Annotated in this window: 20 protein-coding genes; 16 read left to right on the plus strand and 4 right to left on the minus strand. The window is 40.0% G+C overall.

Annotated features, from left to right (window positions below; translation table 11 throughout):
* The first annotated feature begins 50 nt into the window (after positions 1-50).
* The 14 genes from ACEN82_RS13720 (at position 51) to ACEN82_RS13785 (ending at position 13,101) form a co-directional block, all read left to right on the plus strand.
* Positions 51-800, plus strand: coding sequence for an NUDIX hydrolase (locus tag ACEN82_RS13720; RefSeq protein ID WP_413319967.1), 750 nt, complete (start codon positions 51-53; stop codon positions 798-800).
* A gap of 164 nt (positions 801-964) precedes the next feature.
* Entirely contained in the window at positions 965-1,399 is a 435-nt protein-coding gene (locus ACEN82_RS13725) for a VOC family protein (protein WP_188831766.1), read from the plus strand.
* Positions 1,400-1,504: 105 nt separating this feature from the next.
* A complete protein-coding gene (locus ACEN82_RS13730; RefSeq protein WP_090525068.1) occupies positions 1,505-1,726 on the plus strand; it encodes a hypothetical protein in 222 nt (73 codons plus the stop codon).
* Positions 1,727-1,790: 64 nt separating this feature from the next.
* Positions 1,791-2,174 (plus strand): VOC family protein, encoded by a 384-nt coding sequence (locus ACEN82_RS13735; protein WP_413319969.1) that lies wholly within the window; start codon positions 1,791-1,793, stop codon positions 2,172-2,174.
* 426 nt (positions 2,175-2,600) lie between these two features.
* Positions 2,601-2,987: a response regulator gene (locus ACEN82_RS13740; RefSeq protein ID WP_188831764.1), complete on the plus strand. Its 387-nt coding sequence runs from the start codon at positions 2,601-2,603 to the stop codon at positions 2,985-2,987.
* The gene (locus tag ACEN82_RS13745) at positions 2,968-4,056 is read left to right on the plus strand and encodes a sugar transferase (protein WP_413319970.1); all 1,089 of its coding nucleotides are present in this window, start codon (positions 2,968-2,970) and stop codon (positions 4,054-4,056) included. Before ACEN82_RS13740 ends, ACEN82_RS13745 begins: the two co-directional genes overlap by 20 nt.
* Before the next feature lie 4 nt (positions 4,057-4,060).
* Positions 4,061-4,744, plus strand: a complete 684-nt coding sequence (locus ACEN82_RS13750; protein ID WP_176624230.1) for a TolC family protein — start codon at positions 4,061-4,063, stop codon at positions 4,742-4,744.
* A 2-nt stretch (positions 4,745-4,746) separates the two neighbouring features.
* Complete coding sequence (locus tag ACEN82_RS13755; protein WP_413319972.1) at positions 4,747-6,912, plus strand: exopolysaccharide transport family protein; 2,166 nt, start codon at positions 4,747-4,749, stop codon at positions 6,910-6,912.
* Positions 6,913-6,959: 47 nt separating this feature from the next.
* Positions 6,960-7,097: a hypothetical protein gene (locus ACEN82_RS13760; protein WP_218134413.1), complete on the plus strand. Its 138-nt coding sequence runs from the start codon at positions 6,960-6,962 to the stop codon at positions 7,095-7,097.
* Between the two features lie 24 nt (positions 7,098-7,121).
* Complete coding sequence (locus ACEN82_RS13765; protein WP_413319975.1) at positions 7,122-8,609, plus strand: O-antigen ligase family protein; 1,488 nt, start codon at positions 7,122-7,124, stop codon at positions 8,607-8,609.
* A gap of 24 nt (positions 8,610-8,633) precedes the next feature.
* Complete coding sequence (locus tag ACEN82_RS13770) at positions 8,634-9,248, plus strand: acyltransferase (RefSeq protein ID WP_413319977.1); 615 nt, start codon at positions 8,634-8,636, stop codon at positions 9,246-9,248.
* A gap of 10 nt (positions 9,249-9,258) precedes the next feature.
* Positions 9,259-10,602, plus strand: coding sequence for a lipopolysaccharide biosynthesis protein (locus ACEN82_RS13775; protein WP_413319979.1), 1,344 nt, complete (start codon positions 9,259-9,261; stop codon positions 10,600-10,602).
* Between the two features lie 9 nt (positions 10,603-10,611).
* On the plus strand, positions 10,612-11,835 hold the full coding sequence (locus tag ACEN82_RS13780) for a glycosyltransferase family protein (protein WP_413319981.1): 1,224 nt from the start codon (positions 10,612-10,614) through the stop codon (positions 11,833-11,835).
* Positions 11,836-11,886: 51 nt separating this feature from the next.
* Positions 11,887-13,101 (plus strand): glycosyltransferase family 2 protein, encoded by a 1,215-nt coding sequence (locus ACEN82_RS13785; protein ID WP_413319983.1) that lies wholly within the window; start codon positions 11,887-11,889, stop codon positions 13,099-13,101.
* A 139-nt stretch (positions 13,102-13,240) separates the two neighbouring features.
* Here the strand turns inward: ACEN82_RS13785 and ACEN82_RS13790 are convergent, their stop codons facing one another.
* Genes ACEN82_RS13790 through ACEN82_RS13805 form a run of 4 tightly spaced genes read right to left on the minus strand, consistent with a single transcriptional unit; the run spans position 13,241 to position 15,793 of the window.
* Positions 13,241-13,792, minus strand: coding sequence for a hypothetical protein (locus tag ACEN82_RS13790; RefSeq protein ID WP_413319985.1), 552 nt, complete (start codon positions 13,790-13,792; stop codon positions 13,241-13,243).
* 14 nt (positions 13,793-13,806) lie between these two features.
* Positions 13,807-14,142, minus strand: a complete 336-nt coding sequence (locus tag ACEN82_RS13795; protein WP_112655036.1) for an STAS domain-containing protein — start codon at positions 14,140-14,142, stop codon at positions 13,807-13,809.
* Positions 14,143-15,282, minus strand: coding sequence for a SpoIIE family protein phosphatase (locus ACEN82_RS13800; protein ID WP_413319987.1), 1,140 nt, complete (start codon positions 15,280-15,282; stop codon positions 14,143-14,145).
* A gap of 10 nt (positions 15,283-15,292) precedes the next feature.
* Positions 15,293-15,793, minus strand: a complete 501-nt coding sequence (locus ACEN82_RS13805) for a hypothetical protein (RefSeq protein ID WP_091167743.1) — start codon at positions 15,791-15,793, stop codon at positions 15,293-15,295.
* A 77-nt stretch (positions 15,794-15,870) separates the two neighbouring features.
* On the opposite strand from ACEN82_RS13805, the gene ACEN82_RS13810 reads away from it, so the two are divergent.
* Together ACEN82_RS13810 and ACEN82_RS13815 are read left to right on the plus strand one after the other, a co-directional pair.
* Positions 15,871-16,794 carry a glycosyltransferase family 2 protein gene (locus ACEN82_RS13810; protein WP_413319990.1) on the plus strand — a complete coding sequence of 308 codons (924 nt, stop codon included), beginning with the start codon at positions 15,871-15,873 and terminating at the stop codon, positions 16,792-16,794.
* Complete coding sequence (locus ACEN82_RS13815) at positions 16,791-17,966, plus strand: glycosyltransferase family 2 protein (RefSeq protein ID WP_413319992.1); 1,176 nt, start codon at positions 16,791-16,793, stop codon at positions 17,964-17,966. Before ACEN82_RS13810 ends, ACEN82_RS13815 begins: the two co-directional genes overlap by 4 nt.
* Positions 17,967-18,126 lie beyond the last annotated feature (160 nt).

Here is an 18,126-nt window from a genome sequence, read left to right on the forward strand (position 1 = left end):
ATAGCTATCAATTTTTTTTATTTACTTGTGCCTTTGTTTTATTACGATACATGAATAAAGAGTTTCACCAACTGGAAAATAACATCGCGGGCGTGGGTTTTTTACCAGGTCTTGCTATAGATACAGTTATTTTTGGTTTTCATGACAACCAATTAAAGGTATTGCTGCTGGTTTATAAAAATACCGGGCTATATGCGCTTCCCGGCGGCTTTATTCATGATAATGAGGACGTGAACGAAGCGGCGCGGCGGGTACTTCAAAGCCGAACAGCCTTAACTAACATCTACCTGGAACAGTTTTATGTTTTTGGCAATTACAGCCGGTATGATCCCGGACCGCTTAAGGCCATTATGCAGGCCCGTGGCTATAACCCGCCCGCTGATCACTGGTTATTAAAGCGTTTTATTTCGGTGGGATACTATGCGCTGGTTGATTTTACCAGGGCTATCCCAACACCCGATGAAATATCTGATAGCTGCGACTGGTACAGCCTGAATGAACTGCCTGCGCTAATGCAGGACCATCAGCAAATTATTAATAAAGCGCTGGAAACCCTGCAGAATGAGCTTGACCAAAAGCTGATAGGTTTTAACCTCATGACCGAGGAATTTACCATGGGCGACCTGCAATCGCTCTACGAAACCATTCTTAACAAAAAGCTGATCCGCGCTGCTTTTCAGCGTAAAATGCTGGGGCTGGGTATTTTGGAGCGGGTGGCGAAAAAATGGACTGGCGGCGCGCATAAGGCACCATACCTATATAAATTTGTTTCGGACGGAGTGCCGGCGGATAATAGCTAAAGCCGGCAATATTCTCTTTATTGATCCATCTGTGTGTTTTGCGATGAAACAATGTCGCAATTAACCCCTTAACATGTCTTGATACCCCCCTCCTATGTTAGGGTACAAGACTTAATTTTACTTTTATAAAATCACTCAATTATAAATCTACAAAACATCACATCATGTTAGCTATCAATCCTTATTTAAACTTTAACGGTAATACCGAAGAAGCTTTTAACCACTACAAGTCAGTATTCGGTGGTGAGTTTGCAATGGTTATGCGTTTTAAAGACTCGCCTGCGGCTGCCAATACACCCGAAAAAGACCAGGATAAGCTTATGCATATTGCACTCCCCCTTGCTAATGGCAGCATGCTGATGGGTACGGATGCGATTGGCGCGGGAGGTATGCCATTCGTAACAATGGGTAATAACTTCTCGCTCACCATAAGTGCCGAATCAAGAGAGGAGGCAGACAAACTGTATAGCGGTTTAGCCGAAGGCGGTAATGCTGTTTCGCCTATGCATGACGAGTTTTGGGGCGATTACTTTGGCTGGCTTACCGATAGGTTTGGCATAAACTGGATGATCACATACAATCCTAACGCCACCAAATAATAATTTATTGATTCTTTAGGGGCGGATGAACCAATCACCGCCCCTAAAAAATCAAACATTTCTATTGTTCAACCAAAGGTTTTAGGTACGCACCAAAATAGGCTTATGATAGTAGAAGTTTTTAAAACCAATGTAAATAAACGCCGCCAGGCTAATATGCTTTTGAATGCCATCCATAGCACGTTTGGCAACCATAAAGCCAACTTCGATCTTGATGATTGTGACCGGATTTTGCGGGTGCAGTGCGATAGCGGCACATTATGCGCCCACTCGCTCATCAATTTTTTAAATGAGTTAGGTTGCCGGGCCGAAGTTTTGGAAGGCTAAACTCACTTTTACAAAACAAATTATTAAAAAGCAAGGTAGTATCAATAACATAAAGCCAACTATCATGTTAAAAGACAGCAAAGCATTCGGCGGATTTTCGGTAGATGATACAGCTAAAGCCAGGGCGTTTTATGCTGATGTACTTGGGTTAGATGTAAGTGATGTACCCGAAATGCAGGGCTTACTTAACCTTAATATTACAGGGAGCACCCCTATATTAATATACACTAAACCCAACCATACCCCGGCTACCTTCACCATTTTAAATTTCCCGGTTGATGATGTGGAAAAAACAGTTGATGAACTCAGCGCACGCGGTGTTAAGTTTGAGATTTATAACCAGGAGAATTTTAAGACAAACGAAAAAGGCATTTTTCTTGATGGGGGGCCCAAAATAGCCTGGTTTAAAGACCCCGCCGGAAATTTTTTATCCGTGGTAGAAAAGTAGCGCTATAAATACCTATACCCGGTATAAATTAAATCCCATTTTGGGGAATTACAGCTACCCGCCGTGGAAATAAATTCCTCGACGGTTATTAACTTTCTGTTAATATCGCAATTTTTCACAACCATTTTATATATTAACCGTATAAAAGCCTACTAAGCCTTTGATTTCGGCTGTTTTTTTTATTTGAGGAATGTTTTTTGCATGCAATTACAGTGAAAAACAAAACACGCTAATTGTAAGGCTATTTATTTTATATTTAGCTGTTAGTTAAAAACGGCTAATAAACCATTTCCTTTTCATTAATAACATTTATTAAATTTATATTTTTTTTACATATCAACATTTACAATAAATAATAATAACATACAACAAACTGATTAACAAAACATTTGCTTCTCTTTTATAAATAATCCCCATTAATTAAGCATGAAAAGAACGCTACTTATAGTTGATGATGACTTGAGTATCCTAAAACTGCTCAACTTCATTCTGTCAAAAGAATATGATATTGTAGTTAAAAATAATGGCATCGAAGCTTTCAGCTGGCTCGAAGACGGCCATATGCCCGAATTGATTATATCCGACCTCCAGATGCCTTATTTTGACGGCCAGTCTTTTATTAAGAACGTAAAGATTAGTGGCTTTTATCGTGAAATACCTGTTATATTGCTATCGGCCGCCCATGATCTTGATGCCCAGGTAAGCAACATGCCCTTTAAGGTTGATGCTTACATTCACAAGCCGTTTAACCCAACTGCATTAAAAACAGCTATTAATCAAGTTTTACAAGTTTATGAATCACCAAACATCTGATTGGAACGAAAGTTCAGGTTCTAATATCAGGATAGCCTATGCCGGCACCGAGTTTAAGGAAATGATTTCGGCTGGACTAAATGAAGGCTTTAAAATTGCTTACAACAACTCTATTGACCAGTTGAATGATTATTTAGGCGAGCAATCTATTTTATCCGTTCCTGATATTATTTTGGTTGAAGTTGATGCTGAAGGTAAATGGATTAAAATGGTTGAAGAAGTTAAGCAAAGCTTTCTTCTCAATGGTTTAATTATTGTGCTCCTTTCATCACAAAATGATAAAACTTTAAGGCAAAAAGCCATTAAATTAAAGGTTCATGATTTTTATGGCGAACCGTTTTCCATAAGTGACCTTCGCGAAAGGCTTAACTTTTTGGTGCGCTTTAAACTGATAAAGCCCAAATTGCTTGAACTTTCAAAAGTAGTTGATACGACTTATAAAATGCCGGCAGGTAAGCGCCTTATCGACCTGGTAATTTCAGGCGGTATGATGTTTGTATTATCGCCTGTTATGCTGATAGTTGCTATTTTAATTAAGCTGGATTCAAAAGGCCCGGTATTTTACAAAAGCAAACGCGTAGGTACAGGTTATAAAGTATTTGATTTTTATAAGTTCAGGTCGATGCGTACCGACGCCGATCAATTGCTGGCCAAGTTATCTGCCGAAAATAATCAATATGCCGCCGAAGGAGGCGACAATAAAGTCGCCTTTGTAAAAATCAAGAATGATCCGCGTATTACCAAACTGGGCAATTTCTTGCGCAATTCAAGTCTTGATGAATTACCGCAATTATTCAATATACTACGGGGCGACATGTCGGTAGTTGGTAACAGGCCATTGCCTTTATATGAGGCCGAGATGCTTACTTCTAACGAGTGGTCGATGCGTTTTCTTGGCCCAGCCGGTTTAACGGGCTTATGGCAGATCAGCAAGCGAGGAAAGGAAGACATGTCTGAACGCGAAAGGAAAAAATTAGATAATTTTTATGCGCAGAAATATTCTATTTGGTTAGATTTAAAAATTATTGCCGGTACAGTACCCGCATTATTCCAAAAAGAAAAAGTATAACTATATGCCCCTGAAACTGAAGCCCATTTATATTTTTATAATTGCTCTTTTATTTACCACCCGCGTACATGCGCAGCAAACTTCATTTGTAAGTGACATTAACTATCCTTTTCTTGAAAAACTTATAGCAACTGCTAAAAAGAATTACCCTGAAGTAAAATCCCGTCAAAGCCAGGTAAATGCAGCCAAAGCCGTTTATAACTCGGCCGTGTTTTCATGGCTTGATGGTTTAACTGCATCTTACATTTATAGTCCGCAAACATCTATCAACATTTCGCAGCCAACCATATTTAAAGGTTATCAAATAAGCCTTTCGCTAAACTTAGGACACCTGTTTTCGAGGCCGGGAGTTATCAGGCAAACGAAAGAAATTTATAAAGCGGCAGAATTTCAACAGGCCGAGTATATGTTAAGCCTTGAGGCCCAGGTTAAACGTCTTTACTTTTCATATCTGGCAGCACAGGCCGAACTAAGGCTGCGGGCAAATGCTGTAATTGATGCCGAAAGTGCTGTTAAGCAATTAAAATACGCGTTTCAAAAAGGCGAAACAACTTTTCAGATCTATAATGAACAGCTTACCACCTTATACAGCCAAAACGCCTTTAAAGTACAAGCTGAATTATCGACATTTACAGCCAAGACCAATCTTGAAGAATTATTGGGTACTAAATTAGAAGACGTTAAGTAAAGATGGAGATAGGCAATTTTTACAATCTGCTAAAGAAATACAGAACTGTACTGATAATAATACCGCTTGTAGCAGTAATCACTTCTTTTTTCCTGGTAAAAAACTTACCTGATAATTACCAGTCGCACGCGGAAATAGCTACCGGCATAGTTGACGCCTCCAGCCATCTTCTTGATCAAGATCCTACAACGAACGTACAAGAGCAACAGGTTTACCGCGAATTCAGTAACCTCATGGCGATCATGAAGCTAAAGAAACTTATTGACCAGGTTTCTTATTCGCTTATGATCCACGACCTGAGCGATCCCTATCCCTTTCGTAAACAAAGTAAGGAATTACTTGAATTGCGGCCTTATGAAAAGGATAACGTATTAGCGATTTTTAAAAAGAAATTTGCCACCCTTCAACCGTTATCTGTTTATGATAAAACCGAGAATTCACTTATTGGGTTGCTCAGGTCAATGAAATACGATGAGCGTAACATAGTAAAAGACCTGCTAATTTACCGTGAAGAAAGCAGCGATTTTATTTCTGTAAGTTTTAATTCAGAAAACCCTCAGCTTTCGGCGTTTGTAGTGAATACATTATGCAAACAGTTTATCGACTATTATACCCAAAGCGTAAAGCAAAATGAATCAAATGCAGTAAACTTTTTATCAAATCTGTTAGATACCAAACGTAAGGCGCTGAGTGAAAAAACCAGCGAATTACAGCAGTATAAAATTCAAAACGGAGTATTAAACCTGGATGAGCAGTCCAAAGCGATTTTTAGCCAGATCATGACTTACAATGACAGAAAATTGCAGGCCGAAAAGGATGTAATATCCAATCAGGGCGCCATTGATGCTATCGTCCAAAAGTTCTCACCCGATGAAAGGAAATATGTTGAGTCGATAACCAACAAATACAACCAGGCTATCATTTCCACTCAGGACCAATTGCATATACTGGAAGACCAGTATGTACGCAGCGGGTTTAATAATAAGTATAAAGAATCTCTTGATTCGTTACAGCAACAGCTCTCAAATCAGATAAATTTAACATCTGATAAATACATTACCAATCCGCTTGTGAGCAAAGAGGATCAGGTTAAACAAAAGCTTGGTCTTGAGATTTCCCGCGATTTGGCTAAATACAGCGTTAAATCAATAAATGACGAGCTCACGAATCTTAATGCTAAATTCTCTCGCCTGGTTCCGTTTGATGCGAAAGTAAAAACCCTTTATTTTGATATTGATATTGCAGGTAAAGAATATCTTGATGTATTGAACAAATACAATGAAACTAACCTGCGTTCAAGCATTTCAATAAAACTGGTCCAGATTGAGATGGCCCAGCCGGACGTGGCCCAACCTTCAAAAAAAATGCTGCTTATTATATTAAGCGGCATGGGCAGTTTATTTGCCTGTCTCTTCTGGCTGTTTATATTATTTTACATCGATGATACCATTAAAAGCCCTACCGAACTGGTTAATAAAACCCAGCTGCCATTATTAGGCTATCTAAACAAGATCAGCGGCGAAAATCTCGATCTGCGCAAACTTTGGGATGTTGAGCACCGTGAAAAAATGAAGACCTTTAAGGAGCTCTTGCGCTCTATACGCTTTGAGATCGATCAGGAATTAAAAGGTGAAAAAATTTTAGCCATAACAAGCATCGAGCCTGCCGAAGGTAAAACCCTGCTGGCCATAAGCCTGGCATACTCTTACTCCATGATCAATAAAAGAGTGTTGTTAATTGACGGTAATTTCAATAACGCCACGATAAGTAATACCGCTCAGCCGCAGGTATACCTTGAAGATTATTTTAAAAACAGCCAATTTGGCCAACCCGAACTCAGCAGCTTAAACACTACTGTTTTAGGCAATCGCGGAGGTGACGTAACCCTGCTTGAAATTGGCAGCGAAGCCTTCGTTAAGAGCAAATTTGACGAGCTGCGGACTAAATACGATATAGTAATCATTGATACTGCCCCGCTTACCGCGCTTAATAAATCCAAAGAATGGTTGTTATTTGCAAATAAAACAATAGCTGTATTTGAAGCCAACAGGAAAATAAACAATATTCAGAAACAGCACATAACCTATTTGAAGGGGCTTGAAAACAAGTTTGCCGGCTGGGTACTCAATAAAACCGAATACAATCAGAAAAAAGAAAAACGCTCTTAATTGAACGACGCACAAAACACCGGTTCATACACTTAATGCTACTTAAAATGAGAATTGACCCTCCCAAACCCCAAAAGGATCCATTTGAAGATTTAAGTCCGCTTCAAAAAAAAACACGCAAAGCGGCTATAGTATTCGCATTTATCAGTGTATTTGTATGGGCTGTGAAGATCTTGTTCCTGTAAATATATAAAAGGAGTTACTACTTCATGCGCAATGAACCAACAGGTAATACTGAAACTAAGCAAAACTTTTGGAAAGCGCTTCTGATTCAAAAGTTTTCGCATCCGTTTGCCCTGTTTTTTCTGCTGATCACCTCACTTGTGATAAGTTTTTTAACCTATAAGCTTGGATTTATAGGCGTAGGTACTGTTTTTGTAATAACTATGGGTTTACCCGTTGTATTTGCCATTACCGTCTATCCCGAATTCGGCATTTGCGCACTTATCACAGGCGCATTTTTCATCAATTACATTGCTGAATTATTACCAAGCGGAGTACCCATCGGTACATTGATGGATGTAACCACCTATCTGCTTATCCTTGGTTTTTTTATAAAACAGCGCACCGAACAAAACTGGACCTATTTTAAAAATCCTATAAGCTACATGATACTGGTGTGGCTGGCCTACAATATGTTTGAATTTGTAAACCCTGCCGCCGCGTCACGGCTCGCCTGGATTTATACTGTGCGTACCATAGGCTTCATTATGCTGATGTATTTTGTTTTTGTTTACCAGATCCGCACGGTAAAGTTTATAAAAACGCTTTTAAAGCTTTGGTTATTGCTGGATATACTGGCGGGAATTTCTGCTTTTCAACAAGAAAATATAGGTTTTTTTTCATTCGAGCGCCGATACCTGTATTCTGACCCTACCCGTGTAAGCTTGTTGTTCATCAACGGTCATATGCGTAAATTTGCTATCTTCTCTGACCCTGTTACATTTTCATACAACATGGTTATAGGCGCATTGCTTTGCATTGTACTCATTATGGGCAAATTACCTGTCAAACGCAAAATATTACTGGGCTTTATCGCCGCTTTCTTCTTATATGTTATGCTCTATTCCGGTACAAGGGCTGCCTATGTATTGGTACCGGGAGCGCTTTCCATGCTGGCCGTTTTAAACTTCAACAAACGGGTTTTATTTTTCACACTTGTGGCAGGGGGCATGCTCGGCATTTTGATAGTAATGCCAACCTCCAACCCATTGATCAAGCGGTTTCAAACAGCTTTTAACCCATCCGATGACGCATCTTACAACGTCCGTGCTGAAAATCAAAGGAGGATCAAGCCTTATATCCTTTCCCACCCTATTGGTGGCGGCTTGGGTTCTGTAGGCGTTTGGGGCCGTAAGTTTTCACCAAACTCCATGTTAGCCAAATTCCCGCCCGACAGCGGTTATGTGCGCGTAGCTGTTGAAATGGGCTGGATCGGGCTCATCTTATTTTGTACACTGTTTTTTGTAGTGCTTAAAACGGGGATAAACTTTTACTTCAGTATCAAAAATCCCGAACTTAAAAACTACTGCCTGGCTATGTTGCTAATCTTGTTCGCGTTCAATATTGGTAACTTTCCGCAGCAGGCTATCGTTCAATACCCGTCAAACATCCTGTTCTACCTGGCCATATCCATCCTTGTAGTATGCAAGCGCCTTGACAACCAGGAGCAGGAGCAATTAAAAAAAATAGTATAGGGACAATACTAATTAATTAAGCAGATGTCATTTGTATCATCCATAAAATCAAATCCCAAATTAAAAAAATTAGTCCACTGGATGCTTATTCCGCCCGGACAGTCGAGGCCAAGGCTTTGGGTTAGGCTGATACTTAACCGCTTTTTCCATCACCGGGGTAAAAACAGTGTAGTAAGGTTTAATGCACGGATGGACCTTTTTCCGTTCAACAAGTTTTCACTTGGCGCAAAAAGTATTGTAGAAGACTTCGCTGTGATCAATAACGGCGTTGGCGATGTATTTATCGGCGAAGGATCAGGCATTGGCATCGGTACGGTAGTAATTGGCCCGGTTAAAATAGGCAATTTCAGCATGACAGCGCAGCATGTTGTAATATCCGGACTTAATCATGGCTATCAGGACGTAAGTATGCCGCCACGCCATCAAAAAGTAACCACCCAACAAATTACTATTGATGATAATGTTTGGATAGGTGCTAATTGTGTGGTAACCGCAGGTGTAACCATTGGTAAACATTCGGTTATTGGGGCCGGCAGTGTGGTTACAAGGGATATCCCGCCTTATTCGGTAGCAGTTGGCAACCCCGCCAAAGTAATAAAACAATATAATTTTACAACACAATTGTGGGAGAAAGCGTAAAACATGATACATGAGTTTATTTAAAAAATTAATAAACAAACACACGCTTTCACTGGCGACTAACGCCGTATTACCGGTTTTGGGAATGGTAATACTATCACTGCTGGCCCGCCGCTTAAGTAAACCCGCCTTTGGCAACTATGTATTTTTCCAGATTGTATTTACACTGGCCGATACCTTTCGCACGGGTTTTCTGCAAACATCGGTCATTAAATTTTATTCGGGCTCCACATCCGAAAGAATGAAAAACATATCAGGATCCGCCTGGTACCTGGGTTTTATGGTCACCTGCGTATTTGCCGTCGTAAATCTCCTGATCTATTTTATTTACACAAATCCGGACGCTGATATAGGAATTACACTTAAATGGTTCAGTATCATTTATTTATGCACACTCCCATCGGCGGTGAGCCTTTGGACGCTCCAGGCCGAAGAGCGCTTTGATAAAATGTTCACCTTGCAATTAATGAACCAGGGAGGTTTTCTGACGCTGGTGGTTGGCGTTGCCGTTGCAGGCAAATCAAATTTTGAAACAACTATATATTGTTACTTTACAGCTAACCTGTTAAGCAGCGTTATTTGCATTATTACAGGCTGGGCTAAGGTAAAAACCATAGCATACAAAAACTGGGCTACAATAAAACAAATGGCCCATTTTGGTAAATACAGTGTAGGCACGTCTATAAGTTCGTACCTGCTCAGGAGCTCCGATACGTTTATCGTAAAGCCTATGTTCAGCCCCGACCTGTTGGCTGTTTACTACATTCCGCAACGACTTATGGAGATTTTTGAAATCCCGCTCAGGGCTTTCATCTCTACTGCATTGCCGGTAATGTCGGCAGCGGTACAGCGGGGCGACCAAAAATATGTCACCTACATCATGAAAAAATATGCGGGCATGCTTACCATAGCGCTTACCCCTATCGCTGTTATCTGTTTCGTTGCTGCTGACCTTATTATTGGACTCCTCTTCGGCGCTAAATACCAGCATTCTGATGCAGGCAATATCTTCAGGATTTTTATGTGTTATGTAATGCTGTTGCCTATCGACAGGTTTTTCGGGATAACGCTTGATATCATCAATAAACCACATCTTAACATGATCAAAGTGTTCCTGATGCTAACAGTTAACGTAATAGGCGATTTTACGGGGATTCTCATATTCCACAACCTGTATGCGGTAGCAGTTGCTTCTATCTTTACCTTTGCTACCGGCGCTATATTTGGGTACTGGGCATTAAAAAAACATCTTCAGGTTAAAATATCCGACATCTTTGTCTTAGGCTACATCGAACTAAAAGAGCTTATAGGTGTTGTGATGGGCAAAATAAAAGGAAAACGACTAACTGAATAATTAAGTTATATGGAGCTTAAAAATCGGCATATCGTAATATTTTCGCAAATGCAGTTTGATAGCCGCCTCGAATCAACAAACTATACTATGGCCAAACATTTGGCCAAAGATAACTACGTGTATTATGTTGACAGGCCCTATACCTGGAAAGATTATATCCAGTTTAAAAATACGCCGGGCTATAAGGCCCGCAAGCCGCACTTCTTTTCTCCCAAAAATAGTTTTATCCAAACAGAAATCCCTAATTTAAAGATCATCATTACGCCTCCGGTGCCGTCGATTAATTCGTTACCCGAAGGAGCTGTCTATCGGCTGGCCGTGAAGGTGAACGAACGAATTGTAGCGGCGAGGCTCAATAAAATTATTAAGAGCCTTAAAATAAAGGACTACATCTTTATCAACTCCTATGCGTTTTACTACCCAACCATGCACCGGTTGTTGAAATTGAAACCATTATTAAAAGTTTATCATTGCGTTGATCCCCTTATTGAGGAATACCAGATCCGTCACGGCCTTATATCCGAAGATATATTGGTGAAAGATATGGATCTGGTGATCAGCACCAGTAAAGAGTTACGCAACGCAAAAGCAAAACTTAATCCTAACTCGTACTTCGTACCGAATGCAGCCGACATCGGCCATAGTCAAAAAGCGCTGGATCCGGCGTTGCCTGTAGCAGATATCCTTTTTGATATCCCTAAACCGATAATCGGTTATTTTGGCAATATTGAACGACGTATTGATTATAATTTACTAACACAGCTACTCGAACAAAATCCCGATAAAAACTTTGTATTTGTAGGGCCAGTTGGTAAAGATTATGAAAACAACCCTGCTTTTAATGCGCCTAATATTTTCAAAAAAGGAGCAGTACCTTATGAGCAGTTGCCTGCCGTGCTTAAAGGATTTGATGTTGCTATTATCCCCTTCAAAAAAGATGACGTAAGCAGTTCCATTTTTCCGCTTAAGTTATTTGAATACCTGGGCTCGGGCCGGCCGGTAGTGATCACTGATTTTAACGAAGATTTAGAAGAGTTTACCGGCGACAGCGTATATATCTGCAAAAATGTTGATGAATTTTCTGCTGCCCTTAATTTATCGTTAAACGACACTCCTTTTTTACAACAAAAAAGATTAAAAATAGCGGCACAAAATACATGGGAGCACCGTATAACAGAGATCAAAAGTTTGCTTGCAACAAATTTGAACAATAAACGGAAAGTTAATTTTTAATAATACAAACCTGCTGCTAATTAATACAAACAGGGTTTAGCAATAAAACACATGGAAATCATTAAATTCATAGCATCCCTAATCGCCATTTTGTTGTTTATATATCTTGGTGTATATAGCCTGTACCTGTTTGTATTTTCGGTACTCGGAAAATTAATCCCCATCAAACCGCCTACTACAGCCACTGCACTCAGTAAATTCATAGTTTATATCTGTGCTTATAAAGAAGATGAAATTATTCTAAACTCGGCGGCGGCGGCACTAACTATCGATTACCCTAAAGATATGTTCACGGTTTGTGTGATAGCCGACTCCATGAAACCTGAAACCATTGTTAAATTAATGCAGATGCCTTTGCAGGTAGTAGAGGTGGTTTTTGAAACCAGCACCAAATCAAAAGCGCTAAACAAAGCCATTGAAAACACAGCGGCTGGATTTGATGCCGCGGTTGTTTTTGACATTGATAACATTGCCGCGCCCGATTACCTATACCAGATCAACAACTATTTACAAGCAGGTCACCGGGTGGTGCAGGGCCATAGGGTAGCAAAAAACTCAAACACACAGGTAGCAATACTTGATGCGGTGAGCGAAGAAGTTAACAATCATATTTTCAGAAAATCGCAGCAATTGTTTAATTTTTCGGCAGCCATTATAGGTTCGGGTATGGCCTTGGAGTACAACCTGTTTGTAAATGTAATGTCGCGTATTGATGCCGTGGGCGGGTTTGACAAGGAAATGGGCTTATTATTGACCCGTGATAAGATCCATGTTGCTTATGCAGAAAAAGCGTATATCTACGATGAAAAAGTGAGTAATCCCGCAGTGTTTGAAAAGCAGCGTAAGCGCTGGCTTTCGGCTCAGTTTAACTTGCTTAAAAAGTATGGAGCTACCGCGCCGGCCCAATTTTTCCGCGGCAATTTTGATTACGTGAATGAGATTTATCAGATGGCCATTCTGCCGCGCGTATTAATGCTTGGCCTGATGCCTTTTATGCTATTGATCTCTTTTTTTACTCCCGGCATAGGCCCGCATTGGCATTTGTGGCTTGGGGCAACAGTGGCTTGTTACCTTGGTATATTAGTTGCCATACCAACATCGTTTTATAATAGAAAACTTTTAGAAGCCATGCTTAAACTGCCGCTTATATTTTTTACCATGTTTTTACTGCTGTTTAAGTTAAAAGGGGCAAACAAAAAGTTTATTCATACACCGCACGATAATGCTCCTGCAGAACCGGTAAACGAAGAGACAGCTGTGAAATAGCGAAAACGAGTGTGATAATTAATTGCCCAATAATATAATTACTTTGCCGAAAGTTTTTTCTCTGATGGTTGTAGTTCGGTCACTTATATAGAATACCCTAACCCATTAACAAAGGCCTTCAGAAATTACGCAGAAATGCCTAACGCTGTTTAAGTTCAATTACCGAGGTAAATGTATTCACGCCTGTATCAGGTTTATGTTTGTAGTTAAACGCATCGCTGGCACGTGCAATGATCATCAGGCCATAATGTTCATTTAATCCCATAATGGTTTCCTTGTTAATATACCGTACATCAAGGTCTTCGGTAAAAAACTCTAATTGGTTACTGTTTTTCACCCGCCCTTTTAATGTACCGAAGTCATCGCCATAAATAGCAATTTCATTTTGGGCAAATTTGCTGTGCGTTAACGGCCAGGTTAACAATGCCTGCCTGGTATTAATTTGCAGTGGCCTTCCCTTATCCTGTTTACTTATATATAATTTGTTATTTTTCATATCGATCCCGATCCTGGTAACGTCATCCCCCATGTGCTTGAGCGAATTGGTAAGCAATTCAATCAGGATGGTTTTTATCCTGAAGCCGGTGTCGTCATCAACTATATCTTTTGCTATGTTTTGGATATAGTTGATGATCTGGACGGTTAAAGGATAAATACCTTCGGTTTCATTGTTAAAAACAAATTTTTTCAAGGTAGTAAATTCGTTTATGCCCCGGTTAAAGCCTCCTGTGTATTTGTATAGATCCTGAACACCTTATCAAGCCGCACTAATTGAAACAAGGACCTGATATCATTATTTAAACCAACTACGGCAATGTCTCCCCCGTTGTTCATGGCCAGTTTAAGAGCCGATACCAACGCGCCTAAAAAAGAACTGTCAACATATATTACCTGTTCAAAGTTTACAATAACATACTTATTTCCTTTATTGATCAGGCTCATCAGTTCCGACTTAAATTGTTCAGCATTTGCCAAATTCGCCTCTTTAAGCTGAATATCCGCAATTAATGCATTATTAAGCAGATGTGTTTGTAGTATCATTTAGCTGTTTTTTTGAATAAATATTAAACTGCAGTCATCAATTTGTTCTCTCGCTTTTTCGTTCAAAAAGCCGTCGTATTTTAAGGTTGCAAATGAATTGGCTTTACCAAGATGTTTTTCAATCTCATCTATAAAACTGTTCAGGTCAGTTTTCTTTCCTGCCGGTGTCTCTTTATCTATCAATCCGTCTGTTATCATGATCAACTGATCACCAGGCTGCATGGTAAATAAATGTTCATCAAAGCCGCCCTCTTTACTAATCCCCAGCAACAAGCCTGATGAGTTAATCCTGTTAAGTTTATTTTCCCTGGAGCTAAAATACAACAGCGGCAAGTCGCCCGCGCCGGTATAACTTAGCGTTTCATTCTCCGGATCGATCCTGACAAGTGAAAGTGTCGACAACACGTCGCTCACAACCGGGTCATGATAAATTACCGAGTTGATTTTTTGCATGATACTTTTGGTTGATACGTCCCCTTCCGAAACACATATCCTTACAGCTGCCCTTATATAGCTCAGATAGCCGAATGAAAAAAACCATGCTCCCCATTTTTTGCCCATCACATCGCCCAGGATAATAAAAGTATACCTGTTATTTATAGTTAGCACATCAATAAAATCTCCGCCCGGGTAATTCTCAAACGATTTATGCCAGAAATCTATTTCAAAGCCATTAATACGGGGTATTTCCTGCGGAACGGAATACAAATTTAAGGCTATTGCGGCGCTGCTCAGCTCCCTGATCGTGTGTTCGTGGCGTTCGCGGATGCTGTTCAAAAAATTATTGATCTTTGAGATAATGACCACAATGGGTGTATCCTTATCAATGTAGTCAATAGCATCAAGACTGATCCCCGCTATCATGTGAGCGTGATCGGTAACCGATGTTAAAAACATAAAGGGGATATTTTTATACTCAGGTACAGTCATTAAATGCTGCCTGAATGCAAAACCATCTGTACCGGGCATTTGATAATCAGACAAAATCAAATCGGGGATCTCATTTTCAAGCGCCGTCATAGCTTCCTCTACATTACCTGCCTTGCGGCTAATAAAACCCTCTTTTTCCAAAGCCTGCCCTATAACCATCAAAATGAGCGGGCTATCATCAACCAGGAGTATTTTTGGACGTTTCGGCATATTAGTGAGTTCAGGCGTTAATTTTTCGGAGTAGGGCATTTATAAACAAATATACACCCGATAATACTATTAACACCGATATAACATCCATTAAAGTTATACCGTCGTCCTTTGAAAAATAAAAAATGGTAAACATTTCAAAATATGGTGGTGCAGGCATGATGATCATGGCTAAACCAAGTATGATCATGGTAACCGCAATTGCTACTAAAACTATATGTTTTATTCTTTCATGCAGCAGGTATTTCTTCGATTCCCGGCTATCAACCTGGTGTTGGGTAAGTAAAAATTCCAGGTTTGTTACCATATCAAGCCGGCTTTGCTCCTGATCTAACCCGCTAAAGGCATCAAATTTTTGCTGGTTCGAATTACTTTCAATAGCATTATTTATTTTTTGCTGTATGGCTTTAACAAGTTCTTTATCAACATTCCCCTTTTTCAGCAATTGTATAAGCTCATCTGCTTTTATGGTAAGCAGTGACTCATCATTATTTGGTTGGTTATTATTCAAAGGAATATAGTGATATAATTGGTTAACTTTTATTAATATTAGCCGTAAAAAGCAATATTGATAATAACCCCTTTTAGATGAAAAAAGTTTCTGTTGTTACTGTAAGTTTTAATCAGCCATCCGTTACCGAGGAAATGTTATTATCAATTAAAAATACAAGTACTTATAGTAATATAGAAATAATTGTTGTTGATAATGCAAGTAAGATAGATCCGGTTCCCGGCTGGAGAATAACATACCCCGAAATAATATTTATCCGCTCGGATGTTAACCTTGGTTTTGCCGGTGGAAATAACCTCGGGCTTACGGTAGCTACCGGCGATTATATTTTTATGGTGAACAATGATACCGAGTTTACCCCGGGTTTAGTTGAAAAACTGGTTGAGGTAATGGATAGTAACACCGCCGTAGGAATGCTGTCGCCCAAGATCAAGTATTTCAGTGATAAACAATTAATACAATATGCGGGCTACACGCCTATGAACTATTACACCTGCCGAAATAGCGTGATAGGCTTAAAGCAAAAGGACGAAGGTCAGTTTGATCATATAACTGCGCCTACAGCCTACTGCCACGGAGCAGCCATGATGATCAGGAAAGAAGCTATTGAAAAGGCGGGCATGATGAGCGAAAACTTTTTTCTTTACTATGAAGAGGTTGACTGGTGCGAGCACATTATAAGAGCGGGTTTTAAGGCCTGGGTTTGCACCGATGCACTTATTTACCATAAAGAATCTGTTTCGGTGGGCAAAAAAAGCAAACTAAAGGAATACTTCATGAACCGGAACAGGATCCTTTTTATCCGCCGGAATGCCCCGCCGCTTAAAAAAGTATTATTTTATTTTTATTTTTTGCTGATTGTGGTACCCCGTAACCTGGTTAACTACGTCAAAGAAAAACAATACGACTTTATTCCGATGCTTTTTAAAGCAGTATGGTGGAATTTTACCCACTCAAAAAACAGCAGCAATTTAGGATACCCCATTAACACCATAACATGAAAATAATTTTAGCCATAAGCCTTTTTATTGTTTTTTACACTTTTGCCGGGTATGGGATTTTTCTGTACCTGATCATCAGGATCAAAAGGGCTTTTAAAGGCCGGAAAGCTCTTCCTTCAGAAAACCTGGATGAACTTCCTACCTGTACTTTGGTGATAGCCGCTTACAACGAAGAATATTTTATTGAGCAAAAGATCAGTAACAGTCTCCTGCTTAATTATCCCGCAGGAAAACTAAAACTGCTTTTTGTGACCGACGGGTCATCGGATAAAACACCCGATATTGTTGCAAGGTACCCGCAGATACAATTGCTGCACCAGCCACAGCGCGCCGGCAAAATAGCCGCGGTGCATCGGGCCATGAACTATGTTAATACCGACGCTGTTGTATTTACCGATGCCAATACATTTTTAAATAAAGATGCATTGATCAAGATCTGCAGGCATTACAGCGATGCAACAGTTGGCGCCGTTGCGGGCGAAAAACGGGTGCATATTGACGAGGACGCAGATGCCAGTGCGGCTGGTGAAGGGTTCTACTGGAAATATGAATCGGCCCTAAAAAAATGGGATTCGGAGCTGTATTCGGTTGTTGGCGCGGCAGGCGAACTGTTTAGTGTGCGCCGCTCGCTATATCAGCCTGTTGAAGCGGATACCGTGCTTGATGATTTCATGATCTCGATGCTGATAGCTGCCAAAGGCTACCGCATTGTTTATGAACCTGAAGCATACGCTACCGAAACGGCGTCGGAAAATGTGTCGGAAGAGTTAAAACGAAAAGTGAGAATAGCTGCCGGTGGGATGCAATCTATTTTAAGGCTAAAAAAATTATTCAATCCTTTCCCCTACCCAATTTTATCGTTTCAGTATATCAGTCACCGGGTTTTAAGATGGACTATTACCCCTTTCCTGCTTATATTATCGTTTATTTTAAACGTTGTGCTGGCTCTTAAACCTGGAGAAACAGCGATGCAAGGACTATTATTGGCACAGGTATTGTTTTATTTACTGGCTTTGCTCGGGCTAATAATGGAAAAGCGGCAGCTCCGTATTAAAGTCCTTTTCATTCCCTATTATTTTTGTGTTATGAACTATGCGGTACTGGCCGGTATCATCCGTTATTTTAGCACGAAGCAAAGCGCTGTTTGGGAAAAGGTGCAACGAAAGCAGTAAAACATTGATTTAAGTTTTAATGACAGCTATTTTTTGAATGTTAAACATCTTAGAACCTGTTTAACACGTTGATTTGTATATTAAGACGCGTCACATTGCATCTCCTGTGTGCAATTTAAAATGGATTGGGCCACTCTAAAAAGCGGCTTCCGTAATTCAA

The sequence above is a fragment of the Mucilaginibacter sp. Mucisp73 genome (genome assembly GCF_059491465.1).

What these genes read in the sequence shown, in the direction of transcription:
- ACEN82_RS13720 (WP_413319967.1), top strand. Translation starts at nt 51, where the DNA reads ATGAATAAAGAGTTTCACCAACTGGAAAATAACATCGCGGGCGTGGGT.
- ACEN82_RS13725 (WP_188831766.1), top strand. Translation starts at nt 965, where the DNA reads ATGTTAGCTATCAATCCTTATTTAAACTTTAACGGTAATACCGAAGAA.
- ACEN82_RS13730 (WP_090525068.1), top strand. Translation starts at nt 1,505, where the DNA reads ATGATAGTAGAAGTTTTTAAAACCAATGTAAATAAACGCCGCCAGGCT.
- ACEN82_RS13735 (WP_413319969.1), top strand. Translation starts at nt 1,791, where the DNA reads ATGTTAAAAGACAGCAAAGCATTCGGCGGATTTTCGGTAGATGATACA.
- ACEN82_RS13740 (WP_188831764.1), top strand. Translation starts at nt 2,601, where the DNA reads ATGAAAAGAACGCTACTTATAGTTGATGATGACTTGAGTATCCTAAAA.
- ACEN82_RS13745 (WP_413319970.1), top strand. Translation starts at nt 2,968, where the DNA reads ATGAATCACCAAACATCTGATTGGAACGAAAGTTCAGGTTCTAATATC.
- ACEN82_RS13750 (WP_176624230.1), top strand. Translation starts at nt 4,061, where the DNA reads ATGCCCCTGAAACTGAAGCCCATTTATATTTTTATAATTGCTCTTTTA.
- ACEN82_RS13755 (WP_413319972.1), top strand. Translation starts at nt 4,747, where the DNA reads ATGGAGATAGGCAATTTTTACAATCTGCTAAAGAAATACAGAACTGTA.
- ACEN82_RS13760 (WP_218134413.1), top strand. Translation starts at nt 6,960, where the DNA reads ATGAGAATTGACCCTCCCAAACCCCAAAAGGATCCATTTGAAGATTTA.
- ACEN82_RS13765 (WP_413319975.1), top strand. Translation starts at nt 7,122, where the DNA reads ATGCGCAATGAACCAACAGGTAATACTGAAACTAAGCAAAACTTTTGG.
- ACEN82_RS13770 (WP_413319977.1), top strand. Translation starts at nt 8,634, where the DNA reads ATGTCATTTGTATCATCCATAAAATCAAATCCCAAATTAAAAAAATTA.
- ACEN82_RS13775 (WP_413319979.1), top strand. Translation starts at nt 9,259, where the DNA reads ATGAGTTTATTTAAAAAATTAATAAACAAACACACGCTTTCACTGGCG.
- ACEN82_RS13780 (WP_413319981.1), top strand. Translation starts at nt 10,612, where the DNA reads ATGGAGCTTAAAAATCGGCATATCGTAATATTTTCGCAAATGCAGTTT.
- ACEN82_RS13785 (WP_413319983.1), top strand. Translation starts at nt 11,887, where the DNA reads ATGGAAATCATTAAATTCATAGCATCCCTAATCGCCATTTTGTTGTTT.
- ACEN82_RS13795 (WP_112655036.1), bottom strand. Translation starts at nt 14,142, where the DNA reads ATGATACTACAAACACATCTGCTTAATAATGCATTAATTGCGGATATT.
- ACEN82_RS13800 (WP_413319987.1), bottom strand. Translation starts at nt 15,282, where the DNA reads ATGCCGAAACGTCCAAAAATACTCCTGGTTGATGATAGCCCGCTCATT.
- ACEN82_RS13810 (WP_413319990.1), top strand. Translation starts at nt 15,871, where the DNA reads ATGAAAAAAGTTTCTGTTGTTACTGTAAGTTTTAATCAGCCATCCGTT.
- ACEN82_RS13815 (WP_413319992.1), top strand. Translation starts at nt 16,791, where the DNA reads ATGAAAATAATTTTAGCCATAAGCCTTTTTATTGTTTTTTACACTTTT.